Below are 13,252 nucleotides of genomic sequence, written 5' to 3' on the forward strand. Positions count from 1 at the left end.
CCCCGGCCGAGATGGCCGGGGACAGACCCTTCAGTCAGTTGTCAGTTGTCAGTTGTCAGTTGTCAGTTGCTGGAGCCGAAGCCGCCGAGGCTGCCGGTGCCGCCCGTTCCGCCGCCGGCCGCGACGGTAACCGGCAGCTGGCCGGACGACGCGTTCACGGTGCCGTGACCCGAGTACTCGGCGGTGATGGTGCGCTGGCCTGCGGTGGCGGGAGTCCAGGTGACAGTGGCACTTCCGTCGGGTCCGACCTGGCCGGTGCCGATGACGGTGCTGCCCTCCTTGAACGTGACGGTGCCGCCTGCGTTGGCGGGGTTGACCTTCGCCGTGACCGTGGTGGCCTTGCCGACTGTGGCGCCGCTGACCGGTTTGAGCGTGGTGGTCGAGTCGGTGTTGGAGGCGGGTGCCTCAGCAACGGTGACCTGTGCGGTGGTGGTGGAGCCGGTGACGTTGTCGCGGCCGGAGTAGGTGGCGGTGAGGGTGTGCGCGCCACCGGTGGCGGGGGTCCATTCGTGATGGATGGTGCCGTCGTTGCCGACGGGCAGGGTGGCGAGTGAGGTGTCGCCGTCCCGGAGTTCGACGGTGCCGCCCGCTGTGGCCGGGGTGACGGTGGCGGTGATGGTGCTCGCCTTGCCGACCTGTGCGTCGGTGATCGGTGCGAGCACGACGGTGGACGGCACGGGTGCCTCGGCCACGTTCACCTGTGCGGTGGTGTTGGAGCCGGTCACGTTGTCACGGCCGGAGAAGGTGGCGGTGATGGAGTGTGCGCCTGCCGCGGCGGGCACCCACTGGTAGGTGACCCTGCCGTCGGCACCGACCGGCAACGTCGCGAGCGATGCTGCGCCGTCACGGAGTTCGACGGTTCCGCCCGCTGCGGCCGGGTTGACGGTGGCGGTGATGGTGGTGGCGCGGCCGACCTGTCCATCGGTGATCGGTGCGATCGCGATGGTGGAGGGCACGGGTGCCTCGGCGACCTGCACGGTGATCGGCGACGACTCGGAGGCCGTGGCGAAAGCCGTGTCGGGGAAGCGGGCCGTGAGGTTGTGTGCACCGGCGGTGGTCGGGGTCCAGGCGAGGGTCGCGGTGCCCGCGCCGTCGAGGGTGGCGGTGCCGATCGGGGTTGAGCCGTCACGGAATTCGATGGTGTCGCCCGCCGCGCCGCCGGTGACGTTCGCGGTCAGGGTGCTCGGCACGCCGACGCGAGCGCCGGTGACGGCGGCGAGGGTGGTGGTGGAGCTGCTCTTGCCGATGGTGATCGATGGACCCTGGGTGCCGAAGTTGCCGCTGCCGAGGGATCCGCCGTAGTCCATGCCGGTGGTCAGGGCGGTGCCGCGGGGGCAGTTCGCGCCGACCGTGTAGGCGACGCTGAAGGTGGGGGCGTCCCAGAAGCCGGGGCGGCTGCGGACGACCCAGTCGGTGGAGCCCCAGGAGGCGCGGACGTAGGCCTCGTCGGCGTTGACCTCGGGGTTGGCGACGGGGTAGTCGTTGCTGCCGGACATTTTGGCGGAGCCGGGGACGTAGGTCAGGCAGGAGTGGTGCCGGTCTTTGACGTTGTAGATGTACTCGTCGACCCAGCTGGTGCGCTCGAATCTCGTTTTGACGGTGATGGTGTCGCCGACGGCGGGGGTGGTGTTGCTGATGTCGCGGATGTAGCGGGAGCTTCCGCTATTCCAGGTGATCGACCCGGGGGCAGCGCTGGCAACGCCTGCGCCGAGGAGGGCGAATGCGCTCATGGCCACTGTTGCTGCCGCGCCTGCGGCCACGGCGCGTGTGATCTCTCGCGATGTCATGGGTGTTCCTTCGGTCGCTGGAAGTGCGACCGTCGTCATCGACATCAAGGTCGCAGCGTTGGGGTGTGGGGTTTGGGGCCGTGTGTTCGGCTCTTGTGGTACTGCCGGGTCTTTCCCCGGCCGTCGAGGCCGGGGAAAGACCCGGTGGTGGTTACTTGCTGGAGCCGAAGCCGCCGAGGAGCGAGCCGAGACTGCCGGTTCCGCCGGTGCTGCCGGCGGGTGCGACGGTCACCGCCTTCTGGTCGGACGACGCGTCGACCGTGTCCTTGCCCGAGTAGTAGGCGGTGACGGTCCGCTCGCCTGCGGTCGCCGGGGTCCATGCAGCAGTGGCGGTCCCGTCGGATCCGACCTGGGCGGCGCCGATGAAGGTGCCGCCGTCCTTGAAGGTGACGGTGCCGCCTGCGTTGGCGGGGTTGACCTTCGCCGTCAGGGTGGTGGCCTTGCCGACGGTGGCCCCGGTGACCGGGTTGAGCGTGGTGGTCGAGTCGGTGGTGCCCGGGTTCGTCCCGATGGTGATGGACGGGCCCTTGTCGCCGAAGTTGCCGCTGCCGAGGGATCCGCCGTAGTCCATGCCGGTGGTCAGGGCGGTGCCGCGGGGGCAGTTCGCGCCGACTTTGTAGCTGACGCTGAAGGTGGGGGCGTCCCAGAAGCCGGGGCGGCTGCGGACGACCCAGTCGGTGGAGCCCCAGGAGGCGCGGACGTAGGCCTCGTCGGCGTTGACCTCGGGGTTGGCGACGGGGTAGTCGTTGCTGCCGGACATTTTGGCGGAGCCGGGGACGTAGGTCAGGCAGGAGTGGTGCCGGTCTTTGACGTTGTAGATGTACTCGTCGACCCAGCTGGTGCGCTCGAATCTCGTTTTGACGGTGATGGTGTCGCCGACGGCGGGGGTGGTGTTGCTGATGTCGCGGATGTAGCGGGAGCTTCCGCTGTCCCAGGTGATCGTGGCGGGGGCGGCGTCGGCGACGCCTGCGCCGAGGAGGGCGAATGCGCTCATGGCCACTGTTGCTGCCGCGCCTGCGGCGATGGCGCGGGTGGTCTCTCGTGATGTCATGGTGTTCCTTCGGTCGAGGGGAGTGCGACCGTCGACAGCGAGGCCGCAGCGTTCAGTTAGGGCCGCAGGGTCTGTCCCCGGCCGCCCAGGCCGGGGACAGACCCTTCACGGTGTGGGTGTCAGGAGCCGAAGATCGAGCCGAGGCTGCCGGTGCCGCCGCCGGTTCCGGGGGTTCCGCCGGTGCCGTCGCCGGGTCCCACGATCACCGATTCCTGGTCGGAGGACGCGTTGACGGTGTCCTTGCCGGAGTATTCGGCGGTGATGGTGCGCTGACCTGCGGTGGCCGGGGTCCACGCGGCGGTGGCGGTGCCGTCGGCGCCGACCGTGCCGGTGCCGATGACGGTGCCGCCGTCCTTGAAGGTGACGGTGCCGCCGGCGTTGGCTGGGGTGACCTTCGCCGTCAGGGTGGTGGCCTTGCCGACGGCGGCGCCGCCGACCGGGTTGAGGGTGGTGGTCGAGTTGGTGTTGGTGGCAGGTGCCTCGGCCACGTTCACCTGTGCGGTGGTGTTGGAGCCGGTCACGTTGTCACGGCCGGAGAAGGTGGCGGTGATGGAGTGTGCGCCTGCCGCGGCGGGCACCCACTGGTAGGTGACCCTGCCGTCGGCACCGACCGGCAACGTCGCGAGCGATGCTGCGCCGTCACGGAGTTCGACGGTGCCGCCGGCCCCGGTCGGAGTGACCGTGGCGGTGATGGTGGAGGCACGGCCGACCTGCGCGCCGGTCACCGGTGCGATCGCGACGCTCGAGGTCGCGTTCTGCTCGGCGACCTGCACGGTGATCGGTGCGGACTGGGAGGCAGTGGCGAACGCGGTGTCGGGGAAGCTGGCGGTGAGGGTGTGGCTGCCGCGGACGGTGGGGGTCCAGGCGAGGGTCGCGGTGCCCGCGCCGTCGAGGGTGGCGGTGCCGATCGGGGTTGAGCCGTCACGGAATTCGATGGTGTCGCCCGCTGCGCCGCCGGTGACGTTCGCGGTCAGGGTGCTCGGCACGCCGACGCGAGCGCCGGTGACGGCGGCGAGGGTGGTGGTGGAGCTGCTCTTGCCGATGGTGATCGATGGACCCTGGGTGCCGAAGTTGCCGCTGCCGAGGGATCCGCCGTAGTCCATGCCGGTGGTCAGGGCGGTGCCGCGGGGGCAGTTCGCGCCGACTTTGTAGCTGACGCTGAAGGTGGGGGCGTCCCAGAAGCCGGGGCGGCTGCGGACGACCCAGTCGGTGGAGCCCCAGGAGGCGCGGACGTAGGCCTCGTCGGCGTTGACCTCGGGGTTGGCGACCGGGTAGTCGCTGCTGCCGGACATTTTGGCGGAGCCGGGGACGTAGGTCAGGCAGGAGTGGTGCCGGTCTTTGACGTTGTAGATGTACTCGTCGACCCAGCTGGTGCGCTCGAATCTCGTTTTGACGGTGATGGTGTCGCCGACGGCGGGGGTGGTGTTGCTGATGTCGCGGATGTAGCGGGAGCTTCCGCTGTCCCAGGTGATCGTGGCGGGGGCGGCGTCGGCGAGGCCTGCGCCGAGGATGGCGAATGCGCTCATGGCCACTGTTGCTGCCGCGCCTGCGGCGATGGCGCGGGTGGTCTCTCGTGATGTCATGGTGTTCCTTCGGTCGCTGCTGTGCGACCGTCGACATCGACATCAAGGTCGCAGCGTTGGGGTGTGGGGGCCGTGTGCTCGGCGCGCGGCGGTCGCGGCGCCGAGCACACGGGGTCTAGCGGCGGGTGCCCAGCACCCGGGTGCTGGATCTAGCTGCCGTTGTTGATGACGCGGGTGATGGTGTCGCCGAGGACGTCGCTGATCGAGCCGGTGGAGCTCATCTGGCCTTGGGAGGAGCCGAGACCGGCACCGTCCGCGCTGCCGAGGACCGCCTCGCCCGGGTTCTTGGCCCGCACGTTGAAGCAGGAGGTGAGGCCAGGCTTGCCGGTTCCGACGCCGACGGTGCCGCCGACGCCGATGCCGCCGCTGGTGACCTTCGTGCCTGCCGCAGTGTTGTCGGGGACCTTGTAGGTGATCTCGGCGGTGACCGGGTTGCCGGAGTTGACGAACCAGCCGGTGCTGTTCATGCTCCAGCCGCCGTCACCGCTGGTCTGCGGGGTGATGTCCTCGGTGGTCTGGCCCTGGGCGAAGTGGTAAGCGGTGACCTTCGCCGAGACGGGGGCGCCGAAGCCGGCAGGCGGGTAGTCGGTGATGGAGTTGACGTACGGGTTACCGATGCTGGTGGTGCCGACGACGATCTTGTAGGTGACGTTGGTGCCTGCGGCGACCTCGGCGGCTGAGACGGTCTTGTCATACGTGTGGGTGATCCACACGGTGCTCCAGTCGTTTTTGGTGTCGTGGCTGGACTGGGCGCAGGCCGGGTCGGCGGCGCTCGCGACGCCTGCTCCTGCTCCGGCCATGAGCAGGCCGGCGGGAAGGGCGGCGGCCGCCGCGAGAGCGGCGATGCGGCGGACTGTGTTCGAAGACATGTATTCCCTACTTTTCGCTGGTGCGGTCAGGTTCGCGTGGCGACCGCGTACTTTCCCGACGCAGGGCTGTCCCGGCGTCGCATTCTCGTCGCCCGCCCCGCGTGTGCCGGGGGAGGCGACCCACTCTCGACCGCCGGTGTGGCGGTCACTGGGGGCCGGTGCACCTCGGGCGTGCACCGGCCCCCAGCCGAGCCGTCAGCTCAGCGAGTGCAGCAGGTTGCCGACCGCGGCGGCATTGCCGAGCGCGGTGAGGACGGAGAGGAAGGTTCCCATTGTTTTCTCCTTGACTCGATTCCTGAATTGGTGCGGCCGCAACCAGGGGGCAGTTGCGGCCGCGACAATTTCTACCACGCCGACACAGGGCTATGTGAGCGAAAAGGAAAAGAAGTATGGCGTGTGTCCAGTTCGCTCGGGAAGGCAAGGGGGAGGGGAGGTTCAATTCACTGTGAGTTCACGGAGTGTTCGCGTCGTGGGCATGCGATCGGCGTGCGCCCGCCCTGCGATATGTGGAGTATAAGTGCTGGTAAATACGTATTTTCATCCACAGCAGAGCTGGGTAGGTGGGATGGGGCCGACTGGGTCTCGGAGCCCTCTGTGTCCGTCGAATGACAACGATAAATTGTTGATCGGAGCAAAAAGTCGGTTAATCAAACCCGGGCCAATGCAGAATTGCCGCCCGGGCCGACATTGTCGGGGGCGGAGTTAATGCATCAGGAATGCGCTATTTGAATGTTCTAATATGAATACTTCTGCATTGTCGGCGTTGGTTCGTTATCGGCCCTTCGGGCTGATCGTTGAAATCTGCACCGGTCTTGGGCGGTTGTGGGTTATGCGGCGGGGAACTCCTGGTCGCGTTCGGCCCCACAGGCGCAGAACACCGGATACTGGTCCCCGGCGGCGGTGTGATCGAACTGAACGCGGACGTGTTGGTCCGAGCGAACCGCGATCTCGCCCTCGAGCCAGGTGCAGATCCAGGGGCCGTCGTCGAGCGCGACGACCGCGAGAAGGCACGGCATCGGATCGCCGCACCTGTCAGGTGACTCGCGATCGACGACCGTCCACGTGCGGATCTCTCCGAGTCCCGTCGACGGGACCTTCGGCAGGTCCTTTCCGCCGCAGGCATCGCACGAGGAGCTTCCTGGACTCAGCAGTGTCGCGCAGCGCGCGCAGTTCCGGATCATCAACACCTCCGGCGACGGATGGGTCGACTGCGGCGGTCGTGTGAGCAAGAGCATCAGGAACCTCGACTTCACGCTGGGCAGAACTGGTGAATCTCATACTTCGCGGGGGCTGTGTCGAGCACCACGGCAGGATGACGGGGGGAGGTACCTGTTTTTGGGCCCCGCCGTCCGCGACCACATCTCGCATCCGCGCGACAGCAAGCGCCCCCATGGCGTTACAGTTCACTCTAAAGTGTCAAGTCGGAGCTTCGCCGCACGAGGCGGATTCCGGTCGATATCGTTCGCGGCCCTGAGCCGGGGGAGAGATGGGAGTGACGATGCCGCCCATCACCCGTGGCAAGGCGGCTGGCAACCTTCCCCTCGAACTGAACAGCTTCGTCGGGCGCCGCAACGAGACGGCCGAGTCGAGGCGACTGTTGTCGTCGTCGCGGCTGTTGACGTTGACCGGTATCGGTGGTGTCGGCAAGACGCGGCTGGCGCTGCGGGTCGGCGCGGACTCGAGACGAGACTTCGAGGACGGTGTGTGGCTGGTCGAGCTCGGCGACCTGCGCGATCCGGCCCTCGTTGCGGGCATGGTGGCCGCCACGATCGCGCCGCGGAACATCTCGAGCGAGCCGCCGCTCGAGATGTTGGCTGGTCATCTGCGTGACCGACGACTGCTCCTGGTGATCGACAACTGTGAACACGTGGTGGATGCGGTTGCGACCCTGGCAATGACCCTGTTGCGACGCTGTCCGGGGCTGCGGATCCTGGCCACCAGCCGCGAGGCCCTCGCGGTCGGCGGCGAAGCCGTGTTGCGAGTCCCGTCGCTCGCGGTACCGGACCCGGACGAGCCGCCGTCGCTGCAGGACCTTGCTCGCTACGAGGCCGCGGCTCTTTTCCTTGAACGCGCTGCCGTCGCGGTGCCCGGTTTCGCCCTCAGTGAGGACAATCGAGTGGCCGTGGCGCAGATCTGTCACCGGCTCGACGGGCTCCCGCTTGCCATCGAGCTGGCGGCGGTCCGGTTGCGGACACTGTCGGCCGAGCAGATTCTCGACCGGCTGTCCGATCGGTATCAGCTGCTCACGGGCGGCCGCAGGGGAGCGCCGAGCCGGCAGCAGACCCTCAGGCTGTCCATCGACTGGAGCCGCGAACTGTGCACCGAAGCGGAACGCGAGCTGTGGGGTCGGTTGACGATCTTCTCCGGCGGGTTCGAACTGGATGCGGCGGAAGGGATCTGCGCCGGTGATCAGCCGGTGGACGAGGTGCTCGACGTGCTGGCCTCGCTCGTCGACAAGTCGATCCTGATCTGCGAGGGCGCGGGGGCGGTGGCGCGCTACCGGATGCTCGAGACACTGCGCGAATACGGCCGCGAGGAGTTGCTCGGCCCGGACGACATCGCGGTCCTCCGTCGACGGCACCTGAGCTGGCACCGGGATCTGGTCTCGACGACGAGATTCGAGTGGATCGGCCCCCGCCAAGTCGAGCTCATGGCCCGACTGGGACGCGAGCAGACGAACCTGCGTGAGGCGCTGCACTTCTGCATGAGCGAGCCGGACGAGGCCGACACGGGCCTGCAGATCTCAGTGGCCCTCTTCCCGTTCTGGCTCTCCCGTGGCCTCCTCCGCGAGGGCAGATACTGGCTCGACTGCGCGCTCGAGCTGCACGGGGACGAACCGTCCGTCGACAGGGTGAAAGCGTTGTGCGCCAACAGTTTGCTCGCCGGCTATCAGGGCGACTTCGCGTCGGCCGCCGCGTTGGCGGCGGCGGGACACGACCTCGCGGAGCACCTGGACGACGACACGATGCGCGTAGCGGTCATCCACGCGAGCGCGTATCTCGCCGCCTTCGCCGGGGATCTGCCGGGCGCGCTCGCCGGCTGGGAGAAGGCTCTCGCGGCGTTCGCGGACCAGGGGAACAACCTCAGGCAGATCTCGACATTGCTCGGACTCACCTTGGCGTCCGGACTGCTCGGCGACGCGGCCAGGGCCATGAGTTACCAAGAAGACGCCCTTGCCATCAGCGAACGAACCGGCGAGTTCGTTTACCGGGCATATGCGGCCTGCGCCCTCGGGCTCGCGCTGTGGGAGGCCGATCCACCGCGCGCCGCCGGCCTTCTCGAACAAGGGCTGCGGCTGTCCCGATCGGCGGACGACATGCTCGCCGCCGCGATGTGTGTGGAGACGCTGGCGTGGATCGCCTGTGCGGAGAATCGTCCCCGACGTGCCGCGCTGCTGCTGGGCGCGGTGGAGACGATGTGGCGGGGGGTGGGCAGCGCAGGAGTGGTTGCCCGCACACTGCAGGTGCACCACGCGGAATGCGAGCAGCAGACCCGTCGGGTCCTCGGTGAGCGGGCGTTCGAGGGCGCCGTTCGAGAAGGGGCGCGGTGGAGCCCGGAGGAGGCGATCGCGTTCGCGCTCGACGAACTCTCCGAGGCGGAGGATCGGCAGCCTGCGGGGTCGGCATCGGCGCTGACCCAGCGCGAGCGCCAGGTCGCCGAGCTCGTGGCTCAGGGCCTGACCAACAAGGCGATCGCCGCGCAGCTCCTGATCTCCCAGCGCACCGTGCAGGGGCACGTCGAGCAGATCCTCGCGAAGCTCGGATTCGCCTCCCGTATCCAGGTCGCGGCGTGGATGGTCGAGCAGGGATTGAGCAGCAGGCCCGGGAACACCTGACGCCGGAGAACGGCCGGGCGTGTGTCACCGCGGATGAACGCAACAACATGGGCACAACGCCCCTGTTCTTGCCCACCAGGGGTAGTTTCTGTCACACGAACCCGGCGAAACGACAGGACGTTCGATGACGACCTCCGTGAAGGACAAGCCAGGAAACGTGCCGGCCGAGTTGACCAGCTTCGTCGGTCGGCGTCACGAGATAGCCGAGGCGAGGCGGTTGCTGGCGACGTCGCGGCTGGTCACGTTGACCGGCATCGGCGGTGTCGGCAAGACCAGGCTGGCGGTGCGGGTCGCCGCGGAGTCGCGGCGGTCGTTCACCGACGGGGTCTGGTTTGTCGTGCTCGGCGAACTGCACGACTCTGCCCTGTTGGCGGAGACCGTTGCCGCATCCCTTGGGCTGCCGGATCAGCCGGGACGTTCGGTCTCTGACCGGCTGATCGATCATCTCGCCACCCGGCAGACCCTGTTGGTGCTTGACAACTGCGAGCACTTGCTCGGTGCAGTAGCGGAAATGGCACAGAGACTGTTGCGATCGTGTCCGGAGCTGCGGATCCTGGCGACAAGCCGCGAGCTTCTCGGGGTGGACGGGGAGCTGGTGTTGCGGGTGCCGCCGTTGACCGTTCCTGACGCCGTGCAGACCCCGCCACTCGAGGCGATGCCCCAATACGAGGCGGTGGCGCTGTTCGTCGCACGCGCCACTGCGGCTATGGCCGATTTCGCGCTCACCGAGGCCAATTGTGCTGCAGTGGCAGGAATTTGCGGCAGGGTGGATGGACTTCCGTTGGCGATCGAGCTGGCGGCGGTGCGGATCCGGGCGATGTCGGTCGCGCAGATCATGGAACGCCTGACCGACCGGTACCGGCTGCTGACGGTCGGTTCTCGGGTGGCACCGACCCGGCTACAGACGTTGCGGTCGTGTGTGGACTGGAGCTACGAGCTGTGCACCGCGCGAGAGCAGCAGGTGTGGGCGTGGCTGTCGGTGTTCGTGGGCGGTTTCGAGCTCGATGCGGCCGAGGGGGTGTGTCCCGAGGGTCTGGTCGCCGACGATTTTCTCGACGCGGTCGGCTCGCTCGTGGACAAGTCGATCCTGGTCCGTGAGCAGGTCGGGGAGGTCGTGCGTTTCGGCATGGTCGAGACGATCCGCGCGTACGGCCGGGAGAGGTTGCGCGAGTCCGGCGACTACCTCCGGGCTCAGCGGGGGCACCTCGCCTGGTACGAACGGCTGGTGCTGCAGGCGCAGTCCGAGTGGATCAGCGCCCGCCAGATCGACTGGATCGACCGACTCGATCGGGAGCGGCCGAACCTACGGGAGGCGCTGACCTTCAGTCTCACCGAGTCGGTGGTCGAGACCGATCCGGACGCGAACGCGCACATCGTCAATGCCCTGTGGCTGTTCTGGTCGTACCGGGGCCTGCTGGCGGAGGCCAGGCATTGGATGGGCCGCGCTCTGGCGAGCTCCGACGATGCGCAGACCGTGGAACGGCCGTTGACGTTGTATGGCGACTGCGTGTTCGCGGGAATGCAAGGGCAACTCGACGACGCCGCGGAGAGGGCGGCGCGGTGTCGCGCGCTTGCGGAACAGCGCGGAGACGCGGAGTCGCTCGAGATGGCGAACTATGCGAGCGGGTATCTGGCCGTGTTCAGCGGAGACCTAGTCGCGGCGGTCGAACCGTTCCAGGCCGCACTCGACAGTGCATATGCGGCCGAGTCTCACTTGGCGGGAACCGGGCTCCGCATCGCCCTGGTGACAGGCGGACTTCTCGGCCTGGCAATCGCGACTGGACTGTCGGGGGACCAGGAGGCGGCCGCCAAGTGTCACGAGCAGATCCTCGCGATCACCGCCCCGCGAGGTGAGTTCTCCTTCCGCGCGTACTCGTCGTGGGCTCTCGCGGTGACCACGCTGCAGGCCGGCGAGACCGATCGGGCCGCAACTCTGCTGGAACAGGCGTTGCGGCTGCTCCGGCAGCTCAAGGATCCGGTCATGACGGGATGGTGCCTGGAGTCGTTGGCCTGGATCGAGATCCGCGGAGGCGAGCCGATGCGTGCCGCGGTCCTGATGGGTGCCGCGGAGACGCTCGCACAGACGGTGGGACGATTCTCCGTGACCCTCCCGTACATGCTCGGGAACCACGACGAGTGCGTGCAACTGACCCGTGACGCGCTCGGGGACCGCGCCTACGGTGAAGCATCTCGAACCGGTGCCGCCATGAGCCTTGACGAATCCATCGCGTACGCCCTCGGGGACGCCCACACCGACAAGCCCCGGACGGCACCGGTCGCATCCGTGTTGACCCCGCGCGAATCCGAGGTGGCAGGCCTGGTCGCGGCCGGCCACACGAACAAGGTGATCGCCTCGATGCTGGTGATCTCACCCCGCACCGCCCAGGGCCACGTCGAACACATCCTGGCCAAGCTCGGGTTCACTTCCCGGACCCAGATCGTGGCCTGGATCGCCGAGAATCAGTTGGATCGGCAGGCCTGATCCGGGTGGCCCCGGGCCGGTGACGACTCCTCGTCGGTTGATGAGACCGCCCGTCCTCGCTCAGTACCGGGCGAAGTTCTGGGTGGCCCAGGCCCGGCCGTCCGGTCCGACGTAGTAGCCGACTCCGATGTCGGTGATGTCGGGGTTCAGCATGTTCGCGTTGTGGCCCGGTGAGTTGATCCACTGCTTGACGAGCTGGTCGGCCGAGGCCTGCTTCCAGTTCTGGAGCACGTTCTCCGACGCAACTCGCCAGCCCTGCGGGATCTCCTTGCTGTAGGCCGGGTTGTGCGACAGCGTCCCGGCCTTCGCGAGCCGGCCGCTCCACGACTGGGCGACCTCTGACATGTCCGCGTTGAACTTCAACGGGGGCAGGCCGTTCCGCTTGCGGTGTTCGTTGGTCAGCCTGGCGATGTCCGCCGCCATCTGATCGGCAGCGCGATCCGCCGTCTGATCGGCGGCGCGATCCGGCGTCGACGGGCGAGGGGAGGCCTCGCAGTCCGAGGATCCGAACAGCGAACCGATTTGCTCGATGAAGCTGCACGAGGACGAGCTCGAACCGAATGCCTCGGAGGACTCCTGGGCCGCCGCTGTGGTGGGCCCCGCCAACGCCGCCCCGGCGACGATCGCCGAGATCAATGCGGTATGTAGGACCCTGTGTGATGAACGAATAGTTCTGCGCTCCTGCGGTATTGGGCTTGCGTCACGACGTTGCGCGCAAATGACGGCCCAACCTTAGATGATCTGCGCGACAGCGCTGGACGACTGACCGGTTTGCGTATCGACGGTGTCACGCGGGCATGTCGCCACACCGAAGAATGGGTCGCAAATGTCGCATATGTACCGAATTTCGGCCTGATTCACATACGAAATCATGAGTATGCCGGGCGAAACTTGTGTCAATCAGTTCATGTGGGTTGGTGTCTCGTGACCGGGGCAAAGAGCCACGTGGAATCCGGACGCATTGGCGTGCGACGAGGACCTCGCGGTGGTCGGTGTGTACGCGAACCGATACCGGAGGTCCTCGCCAACTTCGTCATGCCACGCTGGTCGGAACCTGCCTGGGAACTACCTGGTTTCAGGACCCGAACAGATTCCCCAACGAACCACTTGCGCTTGCGCTCTTGGCCACCGAGATGGTTGGGCCCTTGTCCGGGTAGTTGCCCGCGCCGAGCGATCCCGAGTATTTCATGGAGGTGTTCAACGCGACATCGCGGTCACAGTTGGCGCCGACCTTGTACGAGTACACCATGGTGCGCGGCGAGGTCGAGTTCACAAGCCAGCTGCCGACGACCTTCGCAGATGTCGGATCCGAGTTGGTGAGTGCCGTTTGGACCCCGTCGATCTTCAGGTCTACGAAGGTCAGGCATGCCGGGTGGACGTCCGTCATCTCTTGGATGGTCTCGTCGTCGGTCTCGGCGTTGGGGACGCGGCTGAACGTGGTCGACACCGAGATGGTCTCGCCCACGGCGGGCGTCACGTTGCTGATCGTGCGGGTGAATGTGCTGCCGCCGTCCCACCAGTTGACCGAACCCGGCGCAGCACTTGCCATTCCAACGCCAGCGGTGAGCGCCAACCCGGCCGCCACCGCGAACGCGCTCACACCACCGATCACGCGACGGGAGTTGCTCTGAATCATTGTTTTCCT

At 67.5% G+C, this 13,252-nt stretch carries 9 protein-coding genes; 2 read left to right on the forward strand and 7 right to left on the reverse strand.

The genetic code is table 11. The features are described 5' to 3' along the window. Positions 1-62 precede the first annotated feature (62 nt). The 5 genes from ABIC28_RS22860 to ABIC28_RS22880 all read right to left on the reverse strand — a co-directional run bounded on the left by ABIC28_RS22860 (position 63) and on the right by ABIC28_RS22880 (position 6,525). Complete coding sequence (locus ABIC28_RS22860; protein WP_354581025.1) at positions 63-1,787, reverse strand: Ig-like domain repeat protein; 1,725 nt, start codon at positions 1,785-1,787, stop codon at positions 63-65. 151 nt (positions 1,788-1,938) lie between these two features. Further along, positions 1,939-2,838, reverse strand: a complete 900-nt coding sequence (locus tag ABIC28_RS22865; RefSeq protein ID WP_354581027.1) for an Ig-like domain-containing protein — start codon at positions 2,836-2,838, stop codon at positions 1,939-1,941. Between the two features lie 119 nt (positions 2,839-2,957). Continuing rightward, complete coding sequence (locus ABIC28_RS22870) at positions 2,958-4,421, reverse strand: Ig-like domain-containing protein (RefSeq protein WP_354581029.1); 1,464 nt, start codon at positions 4,419-4,421, stop codon at positions 2,958-2,960. 149 nt (positions 4,422-4,570) lie between these two features. After that, positions 4,571-5,290 (reverse strand): hypothetical protein, encoded by a 720-nt coding sequence (locus ABIC28_RS22875; protein WP_209926734.1) that lies wholly within the window; start codon positions 5,288-5,290, stop codon positions 4,571-4,573. Positions 5,291-6,117: 827 nt separating this feature from the next. Beyond that, a complete protein-coding gene (locus ABIC28_RS22880) occupies positions 6,118-6,525 on the reverse strand; it encodes a Zn-ribbon domain-containing OB-fold protein (RefSeq protein ID WP_209926732.1) in 408 nt (135 codons plus the stop codon). Positions 6,526-6,788: 263 nt separating this feature from the next. On the opposite strand from ABIC28_RS22880, the gene ABIC28_RS22885 reads away from it, so the two are divergent. Continuing rightward, on the forward strand, positions 6,789-9,125 hold the full coding sequence (locus ABIC28_RS22885) for an ATP-binding protein (protein ID WP_354581032.1): 2,337 nt from the start codon (positions 6,789-6,791) through the stop codon (positions 9,123-9,125). A gap of 124 nt (positions 9,126-9,249) precedes the next feature. Beyond that, positions 9,250-11,607 (forward strand): ATP-binding protein, encoded by a 2,358-nt coding sequence (locus tag ABIC28_RS22890; RefSeq protein ID WP_209926730.1) that lies wholly within the window; start codon positions 9,250-9,252, stop codon positions 11,605-11,607. 60 nt (positions 11,608-11,667) lie between these two features. Here ABIC28_RS22890 and ABIC28_RS22895 read toward each other — a convergent pair whose 3' ends face one another. Together ABIC28_RS22895 and ABIC28_RS22900 are read right to left on the reverse strand one after the other, a co-directional pair. Further along, positions 11,668-12,243 carry a CAP domain-containing protein gene (locus ABIC28_RS22895; protein ID WP_209926729.1) on the reverse strand — a complete coding sequence of 192 codons (576 nt, stop codon included), beginning with the start codon at positions 12,241-12,243 and terminating at the stop codon, positions 11,668-11,670. 439 nt (positions 12,244-12,682) lie between these two features. After that, positions 12,683-13,243 carry a hypothetical protein gene (locus ABIC28_RS22900; RefSeq protein WP_354581035.1) on the reverse strand — a complete coding sequence of 187 codons (561 nt, stop codon included), beginning with the start codon at positions 13,241-13,243 and terminating at the stop codon, positions 12,683-12,685. Positions 13,244-13,252: the final 9 nt, after the last annotated feature.

It is taken from the genome of Rhodococcus sp. PvR044, from assembly GCF_040548995.1.
Classification (GTDB): domain Bacteria; phylum Actinomycetota; class Actinomycetes; order Mycobacteriales; family Mycobacteriaceae; genus Rhodococcus_G; species Rhodococcus_G oryzae.